This window comes from Halegenticoccus soli, assembly GCF_002844195.1.
GTDB classification, from domain to species: Archaea; Halobacteriota; Halobacteria; order Halobacteriales; family Haloferacaceae; genus Halegenticoccus; species Halegenticoccus soli.
Genome location: NZ_PEND01000006.1, coordinates 194,471 through 215,761, shown reverse-complemented (window position 1 = coordinate 215,761; position 21,291 = coordinate 194,471). Strand labels below are relative to the sequence as shown.

Genomic DNA, 21,291 nt, shown 5'->3' with positions numbered 1-21,291 from the left:
GTCACAGGTACGGCTCGCACACCCGCCGGACGCCCTCCTCGAAGCTGATCTCGGGTTCCCATCCGGTCGCCTCCTTCATCTTCGTCGGGTCGGCCATGGTGTCGTGGACGTACACGTCGAAGGGATTCTCGACGTACACCGGTTCGACATCCGTCCCCAGCTCCTCGTTTATCATGTCGACCATCGTGTTGAAGTCGTAGCTCTCGCCGGTGCCGAGGTTGTAGACGCCGTCGAGGCGGTGGTCGGCGGCCAGTTCCAGCCCCCGGACGACGTCGTCGACGTGGGTAAAATCGCGCGTCTGGGTGCCGTCGCCGAAGAGCTCCGGCCGCTCACCGTTCGCGATCTCGTCGGTGAACTGCGCGACGGTGTTCGCGTACTCGCCCTTGTGCTCCTCGTTACCGGCGTAGCCCTGGTAGACCGAGAAGAACCGCATCCCGGCCAGTCTCATCCCGTAGTGGTGGTGGAAGTACTCGGCGTAGCGCTCGCGGGCGAGCTTCGACGCCTCGTACCCGGTTCTGGCCTCGACCTCCATGTCCTCAGGGGAGGGCTCCGTTCGACTGCCGTAGATGGACGAGGTGGAGGCGTAGACGACGGTGTCGCAGCCGTCCTGGCGGACCTGATCGACGGCGTTGACGAACCCCTCGACGTTCACGCGCGCGCCGAGCCGCGGGTTCTCCTCGTGCATCTTGTAGGACGAAAGCGCCGCGAGGTGAAACAGCACGTCGACCTCGGACGGCAGGTCGTCGTCGAGCACGCTTCCCCGGACGAACTCGACGGCGTCGTCGAGGTTCTCGGGCGTGCCCAGGTACAGGTCGTCGAGGGCGATGACCTCGTTTTCGGCCGCGAGGTGGTTAGCGAGGTTCGAGCCGATGAACCCTGCGCCGCCGGTCACGAGGACTCGTTTTCCCTGCATATCTGAGAAGCCAAAGCCCCGAAACAAAGAGTTATCTTATCCGTTCGAACAGTATCAGCTGTCGTTCCTATCAGCCAGACAGAAACAGGGGACGTCGCGCCGACCGCGGGAAAATCGGACGAAGGCGTTCGAGAGCCGGTCAACGGCTGCCGAGTATCCATCGCATTTAAGGACATCTATTACGAAGGATTCGGCATGTCATCAATCGAGCTGACGCCGAGTCAGAAAACGATCCTCACCGCGCTCATAAACCTCTATCGAAAAACGGAGGACGCGGTGAAGGGCGAAGACATCGCGGAGGAGGTAAACCGGAACCCCGGCACCATCCGGAACCAGATGCAGAGCCTGAAGGCGCTGCAGCTGGTCGAGGGGGTACCGGGCCCGAAGGGCGGCTACAAGCCGACCGCGAACGCGTACGAGGCGCTCGACGTCGATCAGATGGACGAGCCCGCGTCGGTGCCGCTCTTCCACAACGACGAGGCCGTCGAGGGGGCGAACGTCGAGGAGATCGACCTCTCGAGCGTCCACCACCCCGAGCTCTGTCGGGCCGAGATCCACCTCCAGGGGTCCGTCCGCGACTTCCACGAGGGCGACACCGTCACCGTCGGCCCGACGCCGCTTTCGAAGCTCGTGATCGAAGGCATCGTCGACGGCAAGGACGACACGAGCAACATCCTCATCCTCCGCATCGAGGACATGGTCGCGCCGGCCGAGGAGCCGGCTCACTGACTCGGCTCTCGCTCTCTCTCTCTCTCGCTCCTTCGGTTTTTCCGCGCCGACCGGGCGGTCGGCGCGGACGACGCGAGCCTCGGGTACGGAACGCACTGACCGCGGACGGCGCTTTTCGTTCCGGAACGCTTCGAGTGACCCCTCCGCGCGCTCACTCGGCCGAGTCCGCTTCGGGACCGTCCAGCGCCTCCTCAAGCACGGTCGCCGTCGCGCGGCGGAGGCGTTCAGAGAGCGCCTGGCTCGAAACCGGGAACTCCTCCGCCAGCTCGGTCAGGTTCGTCCGTCGCGGAACTTCGAAGTACCCGCGCTCGAACGCGACCGAGAGCGCTTCGTACTGCTCTTCTGAGAGATCCGTGCTGAAAGCGTGGCTGTCCGACTCCGAGAAGATGGAGTTGAAGTGAACGGGGATCTCCCGCTCCCGCAACCGGTCGTAGATGGTCGAGATCGCGCTCTTTTCCAGCGCCCGCATCCGGAGTAGCCACCCCGAAGCCGTGACGGTCCCCTCGACGAGGAGCGTGTCGTGATCGTAAAACAGGGTGGCGAAGAGCGACTCCAGCTCGTTCCTCGCGAACTCCACGCGGTAGAGCCGCTTCGAGTCCTGGGTCGCGAGCGAGGACAGTTCGGCGACGGTCGGATCGTCCTCGGCGGCCGCCTCGAAGCGCTCGAAATCGTCCCCGCTCGCCCAGACGAGGAGCTTGGCGTTCTTCTCCCCGACGAACGGGAACTGACCCGGTTCGATGGTCAGCGTCATGTCCGGAACCGCGGCGAGCGACTCCCGGAGGAACGGTACCTCGATCGAAAATTCGGCCGTGATCATTGCTTCAATTTCACCCCACAGTACCTGATTTGAACGCTCGTCGCCGCCTCGCGCGTTCTGCCCTCACGGGTGGAACTGAATGGCGATCGGATTTAATCGTTTCTCATACGCCCGTCAGGGTGCGGAAAATAAACATTAGTCGTTGACATGTTCCGCACCCGAGCGATCGGCTCGCGTCACGCGTTCGAGACCGGTCGCTCACCGGTCGCGAGAGTCACCGATCGGCTCACATGTACTCCCAGGCGTCGATCGCCCGGCGGACCGAGGTGATGTCGGCGATCCACCGCGTGGCGATCCCCTTCTTCAGAACCTTCGCGCCGGGACCCCCGAAGGTGTTGATCGGGACGCCCTTCACGTCGTGGGCGACGGCCTTCTCGCCGACGGAGATGACGGTCCCGCGGTCCTCGTGGGTCCAGGACTCGAGCGGCGCGCCGCGGACGGCGCGCGCGAGGTTCTCGCCGGCGACCTTCGCGGCCTGCCAGGCGGCCTGCGCGGTCGGCGGCGCGACGGCCTCGTTGCCCTGGTCGACGAGCGCCGAATCCCCGATGGCGAAGACGCGCTCGTCGCTCGTCCGGAAGTCCGCGTCCGCGAAGATGCGGTTGCTCCGCTCGTCCTTGTCGACGTTCGCCTCGGAGACCTCCTCGTGCCCGGTGATGCCGCCGGTCCAGATCAGGACGTCGTAGGCGAGTTCGTCGGGCGCTTCGTCCTCGCCGCCGCCGAGGTAGATCGTCTCCTCGTCGACCTTCGAGATGAAGTCACCCGTGAGGATCTCGATGTCCTTCTCCAGGAGGCGCTTGCGGAGCGCACCCTGCACCTCGGGGTCCTGTCCCGGGAAGACCTCGTCGAGCCCCTCGACGAGTTTGATCTCGATCGGCGCGCGGTGTTCGTCGCGGTACTCGGCGATCTCGCCGGCGGCCTGGATGCCGGAGAGCCCGGCCCCGCCGACGACGACCTGCGCCGGATCGCTCCGCGACCCGGCGGCGGCCGCCGACTTGATCGCCTCGTGGATCTCTCGCGCGTCGTCGAGGCTCTTGAGCGTGAACGAGTACTCGCGGAGGCCGTCGATCCCGTAGAAGGCCGTCGCGCTGCCGAGCGCGACGAGGAGGTAGTCGTACTCGACCGTCCGGTCGTCGTCGAGTTCGACGACGCGCTCGTCGGTGTCGACGTTCGAGACGTGGCCCTTGACGAAGTCGGTCTCCGGAGACTTGATGTCGTCGATCGGCAGCGCGATCTTCGACTCGACGCTCGGGTTCCGGATGGCGCGGTGGACCTCGTGGAGGACGAGGTGGTAATCGTGCTCGGAGATCCACGTGAGTTCCGCCTCGCCGTCGTCGATCTCCTTCTCGAACGATTTGACCGCACCCGCCCCGGCGTAGCCCGCACCGAGGACGACGACCTGCTTAGGCATACGGCGTACTCCGAAGGCATCCGATAAGAGGCCTTTGAAACGGACACGACTGTCTTACCGGAAAGATCGTGTCACTCCGACGAACGCGGTTCGCCCCGAACGACGAGCACGGGTACACGCGATCGGCGGACGACGTGCTCCGCGACGCTCCCGGCGTGGACGAACCGGCCGAACCCCGTCCGACCGTGGGACCCCACCACGACGAGGTCGATCCCGTGCGCGTCGGCGTAGTCGACGATCTCCTCGTGCGGGAGGCCGTACCTGAACGCCTTGATCACTGGGACGCCCAGTTCGTCGCCGCGGCCCTCGACCGCCTCGACCGCCCGCTCGCCCTCGCGTTCCCGCCGCTCGACGGCGAAGTCCCACTCCTCCCGCGTCTCGACCACGAACAGGGCGTGGACCGTCGCGCCGTCGGTGCTCGCCATCCGCAGCCCCACCTCGACGGCGCGCTCCACGGCTCGGCTCCCGTCGGTCGGGACGAGTATGCGTTCGAACATGCGCGGCGTTCGGTGTGCTAACGTGGTTCCCGATCGGCATAACGGTGCCGTCGGCTCTCCCCGGGTCGTCTCGTCATCCCGTCCCCCGTCTCCGCCGCCCGTCGCCTCCGTGTCGTGTTCCCCCTTCGTCTCGCCACCTCCGTTCTCGCGTTGTTCCGTCGCGTCTTTGTACCCCCCCTTCGCCGCGCCGCGCTCCCCTCCCCTCGATCGGTTCGAATCGAGCCAGCCGGGTTCGGAGCCGGCTAGAGCGAGAGGCCGGCGTGCCAGTGATCCGCGCCCGCCTCGCGCTTCACCTCGTCCATGCGGGCGAGCAGCGCGACGGCGAGGCTGGCCGTCTCGGCGGCTCTCGACTCCCCCTCCGTCCGGAACTCGCCGGTGACGCGGTTGGCGTAGACGGTGCACACGGCGCCGGCCCGGAGGCCGTACACGTTCGCGATCGTGAGGAGGGCGCTGGCCTCCATCTCGACGTTCTTCACGTTCGCCTCGCGCAGGTCCTCGATCAGCGACTCGCTCCCCGCCGCCCGGAAGTCCCGGAATCCGGGGCGACCCTGTCCCGCGTAGAAGCTGTCGGCGCTCATCGTCAGGCCGACGTGGTAGTCGTGGCCCAGCCGCTCCGCGGCGGCGACGAGCGCGGAGACGACCTCGTGGGAGGCGACCGCCGGGTAGTCGCCCCTGACGTACTCGTGGCTCGTCCCCTCCTGGCGGACCGCGCCGGAGGTGATCACGAGGTCGCCCACGTCCATTCCGGGCTGGATCGCCCCGCAGGAGCCGACGCGGACGAACGTGTCCGCGCCGATCCGCGCGAGCTCTTCGACCGCGATGGCCGCCGACGGGCTGCCGATCCCGGTCGAGGTGACGGAGATCGGCGTGCCGTCGTACGTCCCCGTCGCGGTCCGGTACTCCCGGTGGCGCGCGACCTCGGCGTAGTCGTCCCAGAGGGCGGTGATCTTGTCGACGCGCTCGGGGTTCCCCGGGAGGAGGACCGAGTCGGCGACCTCCCCCTCGCGCGCCCCGATGTGGTACTGCACCTCGTCGTTCGGGTCTTCGCTGTCGTCGGTCACAGGCGGACTTTCCCCCGAGGACTCATATAGCTCCCGCGCTCGGCGGCAGCAGACGCCGACGCGATGGACGGCCCGGACGTTCGGGACGCTCTCACCCGCCGGCAGATCACTCCCGCCGCCCCCTCGCCGCGTCCAGCGTGTCCAGGGAGATCGTGTTCGGCAGAAGTTCGCCGAGGGCGTACTCGGTCGTCTCCTCGCCGCCCTCGTCGCAGACGATCGGGAACGCCTCGTCGCAGAACTCCGCGAGCGTCTGCCGGCACATCCCGCACGGCGTCACCCCGTCTCTGACCCCCGAGGAGACGGCGAGTCGGTCGAACTCGGTGTGGCCGTTCTTGATCGCCTCGGCGATCGCCACCTCCTCCGCGTGGAGGCTGTTGCTGTAGTTCGCGTTCTCGATGTTGCAGCCGACGAAGACCGTTCCGTCGGCCGTCCGCAGCGCCGCGCCGACGCGGTACTCCGAGTACGGGACGTAGGCGCTGTCGAGCGCGTCGCGGGCCTGCTGGACGAGATCGTCGGGCATGCCGATCGATAGCGCGAGGAGTCGCTTATACCTCCCGTCTCCGACGCGTCGGGGCGAGTCTCGCACCGCGTCGAACGGCGCGCCCGGATCGGCCCCGCAGCGCGCCGCGGCCGCGGACGGACGCCGGCGAAGGAAAGAGTCTATACCGGCCGCGACTCACTCACGCCCGTGAGCGACGGACCACGCGGCCGACCGATCATGCTGGCCCTCGGCGCGATCGTCGTCCTCCTCTCCGGGCTCGTCGGTCTGTTCGTCGGCGCCAACGGGGCCGAGCGAGTGCCCGAGATCGAAGTCTTCGGCCTCCTGACGCTCCCGACGACGCCGGGGGCGCTGGCGCTGTACGGGAGCCTCCTCGCGCTCGTCGTCCTCGGCGGCCTGTTCGCGGCGGTGGAGTACGCGTCGAACCTCGAAAACCGCGCCTAAGCGGGTCGCTTTTCAGGCTCCGGATCGGAGTACGGGTATGGCCACGAGCACGACGGAGGGCGACCGGGACCCCGCCGGCGGGGGCGACCGCGGGTCGTCGAGCGATCGCGGCCCGAGATCGCCGGACGAACGCAGCCACGGTCCGCCGGGCGAGGGCGGCGGCCGCAACCGCAAGCGGGCGTTCCTCGCGGTGCTTCCCTTCCTCGCAATCGGCCTCTTCGACCTGGTCCTGCTCCTGTTCTGGGGAATCGAACCCCTCTGGGCCTTCGCGATTCTCCCGCCCATCCTGTTCTGTACGGTGCTGGCGTGGATCGTCTTCAGCACCGACTTCCTCGAAGGCCGGAGCTGAGACGGCGAATCTTCCTCGGTAGAGGTACTTCTTCGAGCCGGCCGGGATGTCGCCGCGTTCCTCGCACGGCCACTGGTCGCCCGGGCCCGCCGCAGAAGGAAGTTCAAGGAATCGCCGTCGGAGCGACCTGCTCCGCGCGGGCCCCGGCTCCCGCCGTCCGTTCCCCGGTTCGTCCCGCCGGTCCCGGTCGAGTCGCGCCGCGGCATCACTCTCCCCTGAAGGGACCGAACGGCTCGGTTCCCTTTCCGGCGAGACCTGACTGTCGCCGAGAGCCGAGTGGAGAAACCGGTTCGGGCCGACGCCGCGGGCAACGCCGGAAGCGTCAGGTGGACCGGACGCGTCGCCGCGATCAGCGCCCGGTGTCGTACTTGTATGTGGCCTCGTCCGGGTCGATTCCGAAGTCCTCGGGCGTCTCCTCGGGCTCGGCTTCCGCGTCGTTGGCCGGGGCGGCGACCTTGAACGCCTCGCGGAGCCGCGGCGGCATGACGAACTCGTCGACCCGGAGGACCGTGCCGACGGCGTCCTCGTCGACGGCGTCGCGCTTTTCGGCCAGTCGCTCCCGGAGCGTTTCCGGGAGGTCGTCGGTCTCGACGGGCTCGAACCCGAACTGGGCCAGGTAGCCGGGCTCGTCGGTGAGCGCGTACACCGTCTGGAAGCCGGCGTCGCCCGCCTCGTGAACGAGCCGTTCCACGACGTGCGCGCCGACGCCCTGCCCCCGCCAGGCGCTCAGAACGCCGATGCCCGTCAGCTCACAGAGCTCCCCGTCGTCCGTCTTGTGGATTCGGATCCGCCCGAACCCGGCCCGCTCGTTCGTCTCCTCGTCGACCGCGATGACGTAGTCCCGGGAGCGGAAGGCGGCGTCGTCGAGCCCCATGGCCTCGATGTGGTCCAGTAACCAGACCTCGTCGCGGTTTTTCGCATCGCGGACGTACATGACGGAGAGTTGTCCCCAGTGGGGCATAAAGCGTTTCCCGCGACGGCGGCGAGTCCGCCCCGATCAGTACGGGATGAACGTCAGCGCCAGCGCGAGGAACGGAATCAGGAGCAGGAGCATCGTCGCCGCGTAGCCGAACATGTCCCGGGCGCGGACCCCGGTGATGCCGAGCAGCGGGAGCGCCCAGAACGGCTGGAAGAGGTTGGTGTGGGCGTCGCCGACCGCGTAGGCGACGACCGCCTTGCCGGGCGGCACGCCCAGGTCCGCCGCCGCGCTCAGGATCGTGCCGCCGATGACGGTCCACTCGCCGCCGCCGGAGGGGACGAAGAAGTTGACGATGCCCGCGGTGATCCAGGCGACCGCGGGGAACGTCTGCGGCGTCGACACGGAGACGATGGTCTCCGCGAGCGTCTGCGACAGTCCGGACGAGTTCATCATCCCCATGATGCCGGCGTAAAAGGGGAACTGGAGGATGATTCCGCCGGTCGAGGAGACGGCGTCGTAGAACTGCTCGCGGTACGCGGTCGGCCGGAGAAACAGGAGCAGGCCGAGAAAGAGGAACAGGAAGTTGACGCTGTCGAGGTTCAGCGCGCCGAGCCCCTGTTCCGCGAAGGCGTAGAGGGCGATCCCGACGCCCGTGGCCGCGATGACGAAGCCGACGAGCCGACTGTTGTCGATGCGCTCGCCGAAGGTGTCGAAGTCGCGGCTGTCCCCGACGGACGTCGTCTCGACGCCGCCGTCCGCCCGCGTTCCGCCGTTCGCCGACGTTCCGCCGTCTCCCGCGCCGCCGAGTTGCGACGCCGGGACGAACTCCTCGATCCCCTCGCTGTGTTCGGCGGGCGGCGAGAGCAGGTACAGGGCGACGGCGCTGTAGGCGATTCCGAGCGCCGTCAGCGCGAGCGAGTACGTGGAGAAGATCGTCCGCGAGGTCGAGATCAGCCCGTCGACGACGCCCTGCTCGATGAAGACGTTGTTCGGCGTGTTCATGAGCAGCGGCGCGGAGCCGGCGAGCCCCCAGTGCCACGTCAGGCCGAGCCCCATGTAGCCCGCGACGCAGAGGAGCGGGTAGTGGACGGCCATCCCACGCTCGTGCGCCTGCCGTCCCATCTCCCGCGCCAGGACGGCCCCGACGATCAGGCCGAGCCCCCACTGGATCCACGAGACGACCATCGCGATGACGCCGACGAGCACGACCGCCTGCGCCCCGTTCCGCGGCGCGGCCGTCAGCCGCGCGATCGCCCGTCTGACCCACGGGTGGTACGCGAGCGCGTACCCCGTCACGAGGATGAGCACCATCTGCATCGCGAACTCCAGGAGCGCCCAGAACCCGTCGGCCCAGTACCCGACCATCGCGCCGGGCCCGGTCCCCTCCACCGCGACGCCGGCGACGAAGACGACGTACGTCAGGAGGATCGCGAACAGGAACGGGCTCGGCATCACTTCCTCGACGACGCCGGACACCCGCCGGCCGAACCGCTGTATGATCGTTCCGCTGGAATCGGTTGCCATAATCCGGTTCGGCAGATACCGCGAGGGCGCATAAACTTTAGTTCGCGTCTAGTACGGCCGTTCGTCCTCGGATCGGCCGACCGCGCCACCCCGGACGCCGCGGGTCGCGCCGGCGGCGGACCTACGCGCCGAGTTCGTCGGCCAGGTCGTGGAACGTCTCGACGGTCAGGTCCGGCGCATCTCCGAAGGGCTCCCACGGGGTCCCTTTTCGATCGACCCAGACGCCCTGCATCCCGGCGTGCATCGCGCCGTGGACGTCGAACCACCCGGCGCTCACGTGCGCGATGCGATCGATCGGGGTGCCGGTTCGGGCCGCCGCGTGCCGGTAGAGTTCGGCGGCGGGCTTGTACGTCTCCACCTCGTCGGCGCTGATCGTGTCCGTCAGGAGATCGCCCACCTCCGCGCCGCGGACCATCGAGTCGAGCATCTCGGGGTTCCCGTTCGAGACGACGTAGAGTTCGAACCCCGCCTCGACGAGGCGCGCCATCCCGTCCCGGACGTCGTCGAACACATCGAGGTCGTGGTACGCCGAGAGTATCTCGTCCTTCTCGTCGGCGCTCAGGTCGACGCCGTGTACCGCCAGCGCGTACTCCATCGCGTCGCGGTTCATCTCGTAGAACGGCTGGTACGCGTCGACGAAGTTGCTCACCATCGCGTACTCCAGCGACCGGGTCCGCCACAGCGCCGAGACGGGTTCGGGGTCCGAGACGTGATCGGCGAGGACGCTCTCGACCGCATCCACGTCCACGATCGTGCTGTAGGAGTCGAACGTCACCGTCTCGACGCGGGAGGTGTCGAGTGTCACACGATGCCGATTTTCCCCGGCACCCCAAAAGTGTGTTAGTTACGCTCTCCCGAACGCGGCTCGACGCCGGGAACCCGAGATCGCCCCGAAGCGGAGATTCATGTACGAAGGCGGGACCAGATCGCCCGTGACCTGACGCGTTACCGCGAAGTGCTCCGCGGGAGTGCGACACGCCACTTCGCGCGCCGACCGTGTCGTCTGTTAGCTACCCTCAATACGCGTTCCCGCGCGCCGCGCCGGCTCTCCGAGAACGTCGGGCTCGCCGTCACCGCGCCGTCCATCCGCCGTCGACGGTCAGACAGGCGCCGGTGACGAAGGATCCAGCGTCGCCCGCGAGGAACACCGCCGGAGCGGCGAGTTCCTCCGGATCCGCGAAGCGCTCCAGCGGCGTTCGATCGACGATGGACCGCCGGAGATCCTCGTTCCCCCGAACCTCCTCGGTCAGCTCAGTCGCGACGTAGCCCGGCGCGATGGCGTTGACCCGGATCTCGGGTGCCCAGTCCAGCGCCATGCTCTTCGTCAGCCCGACGAGCCCGTGCTTCGACGCCACGTAGGGGTGCTGGCGCGGGAGGCCGACGACGCCGCCGACGCTGGCGACGTTGATCACCGACCCGCCGTCGCTCTCGCGCAGGAACTCGGCGGCGGCCCGCGAACAGCGGAACGCGGCGCGGAGATTCACGTCGAGCGTCCGGTCGAACCCCGCCATCTCCACCCGTTCGGGTCGGCCCAGCGCCGCGGCCGGATTGACGCCGGCGTTGTTGACGACCACGTCGACGCCGCCGAGTTCGGCCGCCGTCCGCTCGAACAGGTCCGTCACGTCGCGGTCGTCGGTCACGTCCGTCGGGACGACGATCGATTCCCCGCCGCGCTCGCGCACGGCCTCCGCGGCGGCCGCCACGTCCCCGCGGGTGCGCGACGTCGGGACCACGTCCGCGCCCGCCTCCGCCAACCCCACCGCGATGGCCCGACCGATGCCGCGCGTCCCGCCGGTGACGACCGCAACCCGACCGGAGAGGTCGAACGAGTCGAGGACGGACACTCAGACCGCCCCCCGCCGTCGAGTCCGTCGGGCAGAGCCTGTCGGAAAGCCCGCCCCGAGCGGACGCACGCCGCGAGCGATTGGTGAATCCTGGATTCGCACGAGGAGAGGCTACGGAAAGACAACACATGTATGTTGGCACGGCGCACGTCCTCCTCGGAACGTCCGGAGGGAACGGATCCGCGAGCGGTGCGACTACGCGCCGCCGAGCGCGCGCTCGCGCCGGCCGGCCCACGCGACCAGCCCCGCGCCGAAGACGGCGAGCGATCCGGCGGCGACGAACGCCGGGACGTACGTGGCCAGCGCATCGTAGGCGACGCCGGCTGCGAACGGAGCGAGGAGGCCGGAGACGGCGAACGCGGTCGAGACGAGACCGAACAGGACGTTGATGTTGGCGGTGCCGAACAGGTCCGCCGTGAGCGGCGAGAGGAGCGCGCCGTTCCCGCCGTACGCCGCGCCGAAAACGACGGCGAAGGCGAAGACGGCGAGCGGCGTCGTCGCGAACGCGAGGGCGACGGTCGCGAGCCCCATCGCCGTGGAGCACGCGACGAAAACGCGCGCCCGGCCGAGGCGGTCGGAGAGGTGGCCGATGGCGAGGCGCGCGAGGCTCGTGACGCCCCCGACGACGCCGAGCGCCCAGACGCCGACCCACCGTCCGATCCCGGCGTCGGCGGTGAAGAGGACCAGGTGGGCGAACACGACGTACAGCGTGGCGTAGATGCAGACCCACCCGAAGAACACGAGCAGGAACGACCCCGAACGGGCAACCGCGAGCGTCTCTCGAAGCTGCTCGCGCGGCGTCAGTCGGCGCCGCTCCGACCCGTCGTCGTACCCCTCGGGAAACTCCTCGGACGCGTCCACGCCGAGTCGGCGCGGACTGTCGGCGACGAGGACCGCCGCGATCGTCAGGAGCGCGGTCGACAGGACGAGCACGAGCAGGTACGTCAAGCGCCACCCGTAGGCGGAGATGAGCATCGAGGCGGTCGGAGCGACGACGAGCATGCCGATTCCGAGCCCGGAGGACGCGACGCCGCCAGCGAACCCCCGACGCCGCTCGAACCACTTCGGTACCGTCGCGTAGGAGACGACGTAGACAACGCTCAACCCGAGCGCCGCGACGACGCCGTACGAGACGATCACGCCCCAGAGCGTGTCGCTCACGGCGGCGCCCCCGAGGCCCAGGGCGATCAGCACCGCCCCGGCCAACAGGAGGCGTCGGGTCCCGTACCTGTCGACTAACCAGCCGACGGCGGCCGCGCCGACGTACACGACGAACGTCTGGATAGCGAAGACGAGCGAGGTCTCGCCGCGCGATCGACCGAACTCGGCGAGCATCCGGTCGAAGAACACCCCGAAGGAGTACGAGATGCCGAAGACGACGAGCGAGCCCAGGAAACACGCGACGACGACGACCCAGCCGTAATAACCGGGGTACCCGAGGCGCGGTCGCATACCCTCGGATCTCACGTCGGAGATATAACGGTTCGGCCGACGGGGTTCGGATTTCACGCGGTGACGGGTCGTGCGGCGATCGGGCGACGACGATCGGGATCGGTCGCAGCGATCGATCGTGGCTGCCGGGCGAAGGTCCGGATATCGCCGCTCCCGAACCCGACCGACCGAGCGCATCCGGGGTCGAGTCCGCTCAGGGCTCGTCGTACCGCGTGATGTTCGCCAACTCCCCGGGATCGACGTCCGAGAAGGCGTCGCGGGCGATGACGCGCTTGTGTACCTCGTCGGCGCCGTCGACGAAGCGGAACTGCCGGACGTTCTCGTAGAAGTCCGCCAGCGGGAGGTCCTTCCCGACGGCGTTCGCCCCGCACACCTGCATCGCCGCGTCGACGGTCTCCTGCACCACGTTCGAGGCGTACAGCTTGCTCATCGACACCTCGACGCGCGCTTCGTCGCCGGCCTCGATCCGCCGGGCGGCGTGTCGGACCATACAGCGGACGGCGTGGAGCCGCGTCTCCGCCTCCGCCAGCCCGAACCGGAGCGCCTGCTTCTCCGCGAGCGACGAACCGAACGCCTCGCGTTCGGACGCGTACGCCTTCGCGATGTCGAGCGCCCGTTCCGCCATGCCGGAGTAGCGCATGCAGTGGGTCAGCCGGGCCGGTCCGAGTCGCCGCTGGGCGATCTCGAACCCGGCGTTCTCCTCGCCCAGGAGATTCTCGGTGGGCACCCTGGCGCCGTCGAACAGGATCTCTGCGTGGCTCTGGCCGGTCACGTCGCCGCCGGTGTGCGGGATCGCTCGCTTCACCTCGACGCCCGGAGCGTCCGCCGGGACGAGAACGATCGAGCAGCCCTCGTACGGGTGTGCGTCCGGGTCCGTCCGCACCATCACGAGGAACACGTCCGCCTCCGCGCCGTTCGTCGTCCACCACTTGTGCCCGGTGACGACCCATTCGTCGCCGTCCCGTTCGGCGCGCGTGCGGAGCATCTTCGGGTCCGATCCGCCGCCCTGGATCGGTTCGGTCATGCAGAAGCCGGAGCTGATCTCGCCCGCCGCGAGGGGGCGGAGCCACGCTTCCTTCTGCTCGTCCGTCCCGACGAGTGCGAGCGTGTGCATGTTCCCCTCGTCGGGGGCGTCGACGCGAAGGGCCGCCGGGGCGAGGAGACTCCGGCCCGCCTCCTCGAAAACCGGGAGTACGTCCCGGTAGCTCATCCCCATGCCGCCGTACGCCTCGGGAATCTGCGGACCGTACACGCCGTACTCCCGCGCTCGCTCCCGGAGGTCGGCGATCGTCCCGTCCGACGCCGGTTCGCGGCCGAGGTGATCGCGCTCGACGGGGATCACCACCTCGTCGACGAACTCGCGCGTCCGGGCGGCGACCTCGCGCGCGCGATCCGAGTCATCGTACCTCATAGGTCACAGATGCGGGCGTCGCGTCAAAAAGTCTCGTGCGGGGGAAATCTCGCGCCGAAGCGCCGCCGCCGGAACCGAAGAGGCGCGGGGGAGGACGACCGCGCGGCGGCGTCCAGAAGTACCGGCCGGCGGCGCGGTCGACGGTACATAATTGTAGGGCGATGCCGTACCGCACAGCCATGGTCCGAGCGACGCGACGGGGGTCGACCGAATCGTGAGCGACGCGGATCGGCCCGACGGGTACTTCGAACGCCTCGTGGACGAGGACGCCCTGCGATCGTACCTCGCGGGCGAGCTCGGCGAGGCGGAGCCGTTCGCGGTCGAGCGACACGACGCGGGGCACTCGAACGAGACGCTGTTCGCGACGTGGGGCGACCGCGACCTCGTGATCCGCCGCCCGCCGCCGGGCGAGGTCGCGGAGACGGCGCACGACGTGCTCCGCGAGTACCGCGTCGTGGACGCGCTACAGGGAACCGAGGTCCCGGTTCCCCCGACGGTGCTCGCCTGCGAGGATCACGGCGTGCTCGGCTGCGACTTCTACGTCATGGAGCGGGTCGAGGGCGACGTGCTCCGCGAGTCGGAGCCGGAGCGGTTCGCCGCTCCCGGCGCTCGACGGCGGATCGGCGAGGAGCTCGTCGACGCGCTGGCGACGATCCACGGCGTGGACTACGAGGCCGTCGGCCTGGGCGACTTCGGCCGGCCGGCGGGCTACACCGAGCGACAGGTCGAACGCTGGCGGAAACAGCTCGCGTGGGCCTTCGAGCGGACGCGGGAGGAGCGCGAAGTGCCCGCGCTGGAGGCGGTCGGCGAGTGGCTCGCGGACAACGTCCCCGAGTCGCACCCCGAGACGCTCGTCCACGGCGACTACAAGCTCGACAACGTGATGTTCGCGCCCGCGGGTCGATACGCGTCGGGGAACGGGGGCGCGGGCGGCGCGCGCGGGGCCGCCGAGCCCGAAATCGTCGCCGTCTTCGACTGGGAGCTGTCGACGCTCGGCGACCCGCTCTCGGATCTCGGCTGGCTGCTCGCGTTCTGGCGCGACGAGGGCGACCCGGAACCGGCGGTTCCCGAGCTCATGCCGACGTTCATGGCGCGCGAGGGGTACCCGACGCGGCGCGAACTCGCAGAGCGGTACGAGGAGCGGACGGGAATCGCGTTCGAGAACGACCGCTTCTACCGGGCGCTCGCCGTCTACAAGCTGGCGGCGCTCGGCGAGATGTTCCTCAGGCGGCACCTGGAGGGCAACAGCAGCGACCCGCTGTACCCGAAGATGGGCGCGGGCGTCCCGGCGCTGGCGGACCGGGCGGTTCGGATCGTCGACGGCGACGAGGAACTGTGAGCGGACCGACCGCCGGCCGCCGGTTTCGCCCCCGACGTTGGTGATCGATTGGGTAAAAATTACGTCGCCCTGCGCTGTAGTGCCACCGAGACCGTCCCATGGAAACAGTACCCGACACGGACGAGGTGGTCCACGAACCGAGCCGGGAGTTCGTCGAGTCCACCAACGTGTACGCGTTCATGCAGGAGTACGGGATCGACGACTACGACGGGCTGATAGAGCGGACCTGCGGCGAGGTAGACTGGTTCTGGGACGAACTGCCCGACTACCTCGGCGTCGAGTTCTACGAGGGCTACGACGAGGTGCGCGACGACGCGGACGGCCCGCAGTTCACCCGCTGGTACCCCGGCGGCCGGATCAACGTCGCGCACAACGTCGTCGACCGGCACGCCGCCCCCGAAAGCGAGACGCGCAACAAGGTGGCGTGCATCTGGGAGGGCGAACCCGGCGAGGTGCGGGAGATCACCTTCCACGAGCTCCACCGCCAGGCGAACAAGGTGGCGAACGCGCTCGAAGAGCGCGGCGTCGGCACCGGCGACACCGTCGGCCTCTACATGCCCATGGTCCCCGAGGTCATCTCGATCCTCTACGGCTGTTTCAAGGTCGGCGCGATCGCCGTGCCGATCTTCTCGGGGTTCGGCGTGGACGCCGTCGCCACCCGAATCGAGGACGCGGAGTGCTCCGTGCTGTTCACGGGGGACGGGTTCTACCGCCGGGGCGGCGAGATCGTCCTGAAGGACACCGCCGACGAGGCCATCGAGGCGGCCGGCCACGTCGAGCACGCGATCGTCTTCGACCGCCTCGGGGCGAGCGATCCCGAGAGCGGCGTCGACGTCCCCTGGGAGGACGGACGGGACGAGTGGTGGCACGAGACCGTCGAGCGCGCGGACGACGGGTACGAGACGAAGGCGCTCCCCTCGGAGCAGGAGTCGATGCTCCTGTACTCGTCGGGGACGACGGGCAAGCCGAAGGGGATCGTCCACACTCACGCGGGCGTCCAGATGCAGTGCGCCAAGGAGATCTACTTCGGATTCGACCACAAGCCGTGGGACCGCTTCTTCTGGGTGTCGGACATCGGCTGGATGATGGGGCCGTGGACGCTCATCGGCAACCACACCTTCGGCGGGACGATCTTCATGTACGAGGGCGCGCCGGACTACCCCGACCCGGACCGTTTCTGGGAGATGATCGACCGCCACGGGCTCACCGTGTTCGGCATCTCCCCGACCGCGATCCGGGCGCTCCGCAAGCACGGCGACGAGTGGCTCGACGGGCACAACCTCTCCAGCCTCCGGCTGCTCGGGTCGACCGGCGAGCCGTGGGACCCCGAGTCGTGGATGTGGTTCTACGAGAACGTCGGCGGGGGCGAGGCGCCGATCATCAACATCTCCGGCGGCACCGAGATCTGCGGCTGCTTCCTCATGCCGATGCCGACCCAGCCGCTCAAGCCCTGTACCCTCGGCGGCCCCGGCCTCGGGATGGCGGTCGACATCGTGAACTCGGCCGGCGAGTCGATCGCGGACGTCCACGAACGCGGGTTCCTCGTCGCGCGCGACTCCTGCCCCTCGATGACCAAGAGCCTCTGGGACGGCGACGAGCGCTACCTGGAGGAGTACTGGTCGACCTTCGAGGAGCCGCCGCTGTGGGACCACGGCGACTGGGCGCAGAAGGACGAGGACGGCTTCTGGTTCCTCCACGGCCGGGCCGACGACGCCCTGAACGTCGCCGGACGGAAGGTCGGTCCCGCCGAGGTCGAGGGCGCGCTCATCGAACACGACGCGGTCAACCAGGCCGCCGCGGTCGGCGTCCCCGACGACACCACCGGGACGGCGGTCGTCGCCTACGTCGTGCTGGAGGAGGGCCACGCCGTGAGCGACGCGCTCCGCGAGGAGCTGCGTGAGCTCGTCGGCGAGGAGCTCGGCAAGCCGTTCCGCCCGCGCGAGGTGCTGTTCGTCGACGAGTTTCCCAAAACGCAGAGCGGGAAGATCATCCGCCGGGCCATCGCCTCGATCTACGCCGGGGAGGAGCTCGGCGACATGAGCAGCATCGAGAACCCGGACGCGCTCGAAAAGATCCAGGCGGCGAAGTAGTAGATCCAGACGACGAAGTGATCGAGCCGGTCAGGCGAGGCCGACCTCGTCCGGCGCGATCTCGGCGTCGTCCGGACAGTCGGAGCCGACGCCAAGATCGCAGACCGTCGCTTCCTCCGAGTCAGCGCCGGGAGAGACGATCGTCCCCCCCGCCAGGAGCGGCGCGACGAGCCCGGCCGCGACGGTTCCCGGACGGCGCAGGGGCGAGCGAACCGCGACCTCGCCGTCGGCGTCGAGGTCGAAGCGATCCGCGACGCTCCGAGCGGCCGACAGGAGGTCCGCGTGGGTGTACGCGCTGCCGCCCGTGACGAGCGCGGGATCTCCCGGCTCGACGCCGACGGGGGGAAACGTCGGGTTCTCGCTCCAGACGTCGCGCTCCCAGTGCGTCGCGTTCGGCGACGACGGCCGCCCGCCGTAGACGACGAGTTTTCGCCCCGGCGGGAGGTCGAACTCGCCCTCGCGGGAGCGCGGGACGACGACGGCCCGGGCGTCCCCCTCGCCGGGGACGAAACCCGCCTCCGCGCCGAGCAGGACCGCGCCGAGGAACGTCAGAATCGGTGCCGGGGACGGGTCGTCGTCGAGTTCGACCCGCCGACCGCGGCCGACGCCGAGGTACCGCAGGGCGTGGCTCGCCTTCCACGCGGTCGTACAGAAGTCGCGGTAGCTGTACGGGGTCGAACCGGCGATCCGGAGCGCCGGGCGCTCGCTCCGCCGGTCGCGCGCGACGAGATCGCAGAGCGTCTCCATGCCTCACCGTTTCGATCCGCGGGCGAAAAGTGCGCCGACATCGCCGGCGAACGGCGGGCTGGCAGTGACAAAACGGGTTGTGCGCGAACGGTGACGAATCGCGGGAGAACAGCGAGCACCGGCCGTAAGCGGATCCTACCGCCACCCGAACCGTCGGTAACGACGAAGTTATCGGGTCGGATCACTGACCCGTTGCCGGGAATTTTTATAGGAGAACGGAATCCATAGGGTGTGTACGCGCCGGGCCACATCGGACTCGCGCTCCTCTGTTACGCCCCAGCCGCGGCGTACCTCACCCACAGAGGCCGCGTTCGGGCGCGCCGCGCGGGGACCGCGGGGGTGCTCTTCTGCGCCGCCGCCCCCGACGCCGACCTGTACGTCGCCCAGCTGATGCACCGAGGGGTGACGCACACGCTCTGGATGGCGATCGCCCTCGGCGCCCTCGGCGCCGTCGTCGGATTGGCGCTCGGCCGCCGCGGCCCGCGATCCGCGGGGGAGTCTGCGCGGTTCGGCGCCGTGGTCGGCGTTCTCGGGATCGGATCGCACCTCGCCGGGGACGTGGTCACGCCGATGGGGCTTCGGCCCCTGTACCCGCTGTCCGACGCGACCGTCACGCTCGCGCTCGTCTACTCGCGGGATCCGCACGTCAACGTGGCGCTGTTCGTCGTCGGCGTCGGCGCGTTCGGGCTCGGGCGCGAACTCGCGCGGAACGGGTGGCTCACCGCGCTTCCGGGCGTGACGAAGCCGTCGGGGGGCGGCGCGTCGGTGCTCCGCGAGGGCGACGCGGAGCCGTGAGCCGCCGGGCCCTCAGAAGCTCCGCTTTATCTTCTCGAAGAAGCCCTCCTTCACCTCGACCTCCTCGCCGCCCGCCTCGGCGAACGCCTCGAGCGCCTCGCGCTGCTCCCGGTTCAGGTTCTCCGGCGTGACGACCTGCACTCGGACGTAGAGGTCGCCGCTCCCCCGGCCGCGCAGGCGGGGCATCCCCTTGCCCCGGAGGCGGAACGTCTCGCCGCTCTGGGTCCCGTCCGGGATCTCCATCTCGACGCTCCCGCCGAGCGTCGGGATCTCGACCGTGGCGCCGAAGACGGCCTGCGGGAAGGAGATGGGCTGCCGGAAGTGGAGGTCGTCGCCGTCGCGCTCGAACTGCTCGTGATCGCGCACCGCGACCTCGATCAGCAGGTCGCCGTTGGGGCCGCCGTTCTCGCCCGGCGCGCCCTCGCGCTCCATCCGGAGCGTCTGCCCGTCGCGGATGCCCGCGGGGATCTCGACTGACAGGGTCGCCTCGTTGCGGACCCGGCCGTCGCCGCCGCAGGTCGAACAGGTCGCGTCGTACAGCTGCCCCTCGCCGCCGCAGCGGCGGCACGTCTGCGTCTGTTGCATCCGACCGAACGGGGTCTGCTGGACGCGGGTCGTCTGCCCCCGGCCGTTGCACTCGGGACACGTCCGAACCTCCGCGTCCGGCGGGTGGCCGCTGCCGTCGCAGTCGGGGCACCGCTCAGGGCGGGCGATCGTGATCCGCTTTTCGACGCCCTCGTAGGCCTCTTCGAGGTCGAGCGCGACGCTCGTGCGCAGATCGGGGCCCTGGCGCGGCCGATCGCGTCCGTCGCCGCGCGCGCCGCCGAAGAACTGGTTGAACAGGTCCTCGAAGCCGCCTACGCCGCCCCCGGCGCCGCCGAACGGATCCTGTCCGGCCGAGCCCGCGCCGCCGCGCTTTTCGGCCTGCTCGAAGCGCTCGTGGCCGAGCCGGTCGTAGGCCGCGCGCTTTTCTTCGTCGCTGAGGACCTCCTTCGCCTTCTTGACCTTCTTGAACTTCTCCTCGGCGTCAGGGTCGTCGCTGACGTCCGGGTGATATTGGGCCGCCTTCTTCCGGTAGGCCTTTTTGATCTCGTCCTCGGTCGCGTCCTTCGACACCCCGAGCACGTCGTAGAAGTCCTCGCTCATCGGTTGTCGAACGTGTACTCGGGCGAGCTACTTGAAAAGCGCGGCTTTCCGATCCCTCAGTCCCGCCGGAGCGCGCCGTGACGGTCGTAAAAGCGCTTCGCGCGCTCGTCGGCGAGGAGCGGGCGGTGCACCTGGAGGGAGTTCGTCCCGGGGTAGCTGTTCGCCTCGATGATCCGGAACCCGCCGTCGCCGTCGGTCGGCACGACGTCCCACCCGACGTAGGGGACGTGCGGGTACGACGCCGCAATCTCCAGCACCCGGTCCCGGACGGCGTCCCACGACGGAACGGTCGTCCCCTCGATCTCCGCCCCCGTGTCGGGGTGCGTCGCGTGCCGGACGAGCTCCGTCTCCCGCGGGAGCTGGACGGCCTTGCCCAGTTCGCCGGTCTCCACGTCGATCTCGGCGTTGAGCCCGCCCTGCGTGAAGTTGTCCATCGGCAGGGAGCGCTCGGAGCCGATGCGGTGGATCGCGATGGGGGCGAACGCCTCCTCGCGCTCGTCGTCGTACATCGTGACGATCCGGATCGTGTTGGGCGTCTTCGGGAACAGCCGCGCGCCGAACGCGCCCTGTTCGACGAACTCGCAGACGAGGTACTCGTTCCGCTCTCCCACGAGCGATTCGAACGCCCCGCGGCCCATCCGATCGCCGTTGACGACGCACGCGCCGTCGTCCCACGAACACAGGAGGACGTTGTTCCCCCCGCCGCCTTTGATCCACTTGAGGACGAGCTCCCCCTCGGCTTCGAGGAGCGCCGAGACGCGAGGGCCGGCCTCCGAGACGCGACCGTCGTTCCGTTCGGGCGCGTCGGATCCGACCGGCTCGTCGATCCCTTCCGGCGCGTCGGTGGTCGCCCCGGTCGGAACGCCGCCGTCCGTCGCCGCGGGTTCGAGCCGGTCGACGGGGAGGAAGCGACCGTCGCGGATCATCCCGAAGACGGCCGGTCGGTGTTCGTCGAACGGTTGGAGCATGTGGTGGAAGAACAGCTTGTTGTCCAGCGCGATGGCCCACTGGCCGTTGATCTGCTTCGTCCGGACGAACCGCTCGAAGTCCGTCAGGTACCGGCGGTAGCTCGACTCGTCGAGGTCGTACAGGAAGTCCGACTTGCTGAGAAAGCCCCGCCGCCACAGCCAGAGCCGACGCCGAAGCGGGCGGTCGTACGTCGAAAGCGAGGTCGCCTCCTCCTCGACGAGCTCGTACAGCTTCCGCGCCGACAGGTAGACGTCCCGGATATTCACGCTCCGGTGTACGTGAAATCCGTATATACGTCCTCTGGCCGAGAAATCCGCGTGTCCGTGTCTCGCAAACCG

General features: G+C 69.2%; 21 protein-coding genes. 6 read left to right on the top strand and 15 right to left on the bottom strand.

The genetic code is table 11. The features are described 5' to 3' along the window. Nucleotide 1 precedes the first annotated feature (1 nt). Complete coding sequence (locus CNO20_RS17240) at nucleotides 2–913, bottom strand: NAD-dependent epimerase/dehydratase family protein (protein WP_101297357.1); 912 nt, start codon at nucleotides 911–913, stop codon at nucleotides 2–4. 195 nt (nucleotides 914–1,108) lie between these two features. On the opposite strand from CNO20_RS17240, the gene CNO20_RS17235 reads away from it, so the two are divergent. Further along, complete coding sequence (locus tag CNO20_RS17235; RefSeq protein ID WP_101297356.1) at nucleotides 1,109–1,642, top strand: Rrf2 family transcriptional regulator; 534 nt, start codon at nucleotides 1,109–1,111, stop codon at nucleotides 1,640–1,642. A 151-nt stretch (nucleotides 1,643–1,793) separates the two neighbouring features. Here the strand turns inward: CNO20_RS17235 and CNO20_RS17230 are convergent, their stop codons facing one another. The 5 genes from CNO20_RS17230 to cdd all read right to left on the bottom strand — a co-directional run bounded on the left by CNO20_RS17230 (nucleotide 1,794) and on the right by cdd (nucleotide 5,945). Then, nucleotides 1,794–2,459, bottom strand: coding sequence for a helix-turn-helix domain-containing protein (locus CNO20_RS17230; RefSeq protein ID WP_101297355.1), 666 nt, complete (start codon nucleotides 2,457–2,459; stop codon nucleotides 1,794–1,796). 226 nt (nucleotides 2,460–2,685) lie between these two features. Continuing rightward, entirely contained in the window at nucleotides 2,686–3,867 is a 1,182-nt protein-coding gene (locus CNO20_RS17225; RefSeq protein WP_101297354.1) for an NAD(P)/FAD-dependent oxidoreductase, read from the bottom strand. Between the two features lie 71 nt (nucleotides 3,868–3,938). Further along, nucleotides 3,939–4,364: a universal stress protein gene (locus CNO20_RS17220; RefSeq protein ID WP_101297353.1), complete on the bottom strand. Its 426-nt coding sequence runs from the start codon at nucleotides 4,362–4,364 to the stop codon at nucleotides 3,939–3,941. 242 nt (nucleotides 4,365–4,606) lie between these two features. Next, a complete protein-coding gene (locus CNO20_RS17215; RefSeq protein WP_101297352.1) occupies nucleotides 4,607–5,425 on the bottom strand; it encodes a nucleoside phosphorylase in 819 nt (272 codons plus the stop codon). 106 nt (nucleotides 5,426–5,531) lie between these two features. After that, nucleotides 5,532–5,945: a cytidine deaminase gene (gene cdd, locus CNO20_RS17210; RefSeq protein ID WP_101297351.1), complete on the bottom strand. Its 414-nt coding sequence runs from the start codon at nucleotides 5,943–5,945 to the stop codon at nucleotides 5,532–5,534. 168 nt (nucleotides 5,946–6,113) lie between these two features. Between cdd and CNO20_RS17205 the strand changes: the two genes are divergently transcribed. Next, nucleotides 6,114–6,368 (top strand): DUF7520 family protein, encoded by a 255-nt coding sequence (locus CNO20_RS17205; RefSeq protein WP_101297350.1) that lies wholly within the window; start codon nucleotides 6,114–6,116, stop codon nucleotides 6,366–6,368. A 37-nt stretch (nucleotides 6,369–6,405) separates the two neighbouring features. Next, entirely contained in the window at nucleotides 6,406–6,717 is a 312-nt protein-coding gene (locus tag CNO20_RS17200) for a DUF8142 family protein (protein ID WP_233204238.1), read from the top strand. 349 nt (nucleotides 6,718–7,066) lie between these two features. Here CNO20_RS17200 and CNO20_RS17195 read toward each other — a convergent pair whose 3' ends face one another. The 6 genes from CNO20_RS17195 to CNO20_RS17170 form a co-directional block, all read right to left on the bottom strand. Then, nucleotides 7,067–7,651 carry a GNAT family N-acetyltransferase gene (locus CNO20_RS17195; RefSeq protein WP_101297349.1) on the bottom strand — a complete coding sequence of 195 codons (585 nt, stop codon included), beginning with the start codon at nucleotides 7,649–7,651 and terminating at the stop codon, nucleotides 7,067–7,069. Between the two features lie 63 nt (nucleotides 7,652–7,714). Next, entirely contained in the window at nucleotides 7,715–9,160 is a 1,446-nt protein-coding gene (locus CNO20_RS17190) for a short-chain fatty acid transporter (RefSeq protein ID WP_101297348.1), read from the bottom strand. Between the two features lie 121 nt (nucleotides 9,161–9,281). Then, complete coding sequence (locus CNO20_RS17185; protein WP_101297347.1) at nucleotides 9,282–9,965, bottom strand: haloacid dehalogenase type II; 684 nt, start codon at nucleotides 9,963–9,965, stop codon at nucleotides 9,282–9,284. Nucleotides 9,966–10,230: 265 nt separating this feature from the next. Further along, nucleotides 10,231–11,004: an SDR family NAD(P)-dependent oxidoreductase gene (locus CNO20_RS17180; RefSeq protein ID WP_101297346.1), complete on the bottom strand. Its 774-nt coding sequence runs from the start codon at nucleotides 11,002–11,004 to the stop codon at nucleotides 10,231–10,233. 195 nt (nucleotides 11,005–11,199) lie between these two features. Then, nucleotides 11,200–12,456, bottom strand: coding sequence for an MFS transporter (locus CNO20_RS17175; protein ID WP_101297345.1), 1,257 nt, complete (start codon nucleotides 12,454–12,456; stop codon nucleotides 11,200–11,202). Between the two features lie 193 nt (nucleotides 12,457–12,649). Beyond that, nucleotides 12,650–13,867 carry an acyl-CoA dehydrogenase family protein gene (locus CNO20_RS17170; protein ID WP_101297344.1) on the bottom strand — a complete coding sequence of 406 codons (1,218 nt, stop codon included), beginning with the start codon at nucleotides 13,865–13,867 and terminating at the stop codon, nucleotides 12,650–12,652. Between the two features lie 214 nt (nucleotides 13,868–14,081). On the opposite strand from CNO20_RS17170, the gene CNO20_RS17165 reads away from it, so the two are divergent. Both CNO20_RS17165 and CNO20_RS17160 read left to right on the top strand, forming a co-directional pair. Then, the gene (locus CNO20_RS17165; protein WP_101297343.1) at nucleotides 14,082–15,206 is read left to right on the top strand and encodes a phosphotransferase family protein; all 1,125 of its coding nucleotides are present in this window, start codon (nucleotides 14,082–14,084) and stop codon (nucleotides 15,204–15,206) included. Nucleotides 15,207–15,304: 98 nt separating this feature from the next. Next, the gene (locus CNO20_RS17160) at nucleotides 15,305–17,296 is read left to right on the top strand and encodes an AMP-binding protein (protein ID WP_101297342.1); all 1,992 of its coding nucleotides are present in this window, start codon (nucleotides 15,305–15,307) and stop codon (nucleotides 17,294–17,296) included. Between the two features lie 30 nt (nucleotides 17,297–17,326). On the opposite strand, the gene CNO20_RS17155 is transcribed toward CNO20_RS17160, so the two are convergent. Then, complete coding sequence (locus tag CNO20_RS17155; protein ID WP_101297341.1) at nucleotides 17,327–18,043, bottom strand: acyl-CoA synthetase family protein; 717 nt, start codon at nucleotides 18,041–18,043, stop codon at nucleotides 17,327–17,329. Between the two features lie 231 nt (nucleotides 18,044–18,274). On the opposite strand from CNO20_RS17155, the gene CNO20_RS17150 reads away from it, so the two are divergent. Further along, complete coding sequence (locus CNO20_RS17150; RefSeq protein ID WP_101297340.1) at nucleotides 18,275–18,838, top strand: metal-dependent hydrolase; 564 nt, start codon at nucleotides 18,275–18,277, stop codon at nucleotides 18,836–18,838. A 12-nt stretch (nucleotides 18,839–18,850) separates the two neighbouring features. Here the strand turns inward: CNO20_RS17150 and dnaJ are convergent, their stop codons facing one another. Beyond that, a complete protein-coding gene (gene dnaJ / locus CNO20_RS17145; RefSeq protein WP_101297339.1) occupies nucleotides 18,851–19,984 on the bottom strand; it encodes a molecular chaperone DnaJ in 1,134 nt (377 codons plus the stop codon). 56 nt (nucleotides 19,985–20,040) lie between these two features. Continuing rightward, nucleotides 20,041–21,219 (bottom strand): sugar-transfer associated ATP-grasp domain-containing protein, encoded by a 1,179-nt coding sequence (locus CNO20_RS17140; protein WP_101297338.1) that lies wholly within the window; start codon nucleotides 21,217–21,219, stop codon nucleotides 20,041–20,043. Nucleotides 21,220–21,291: the final 72 nt, after the last annotated feature.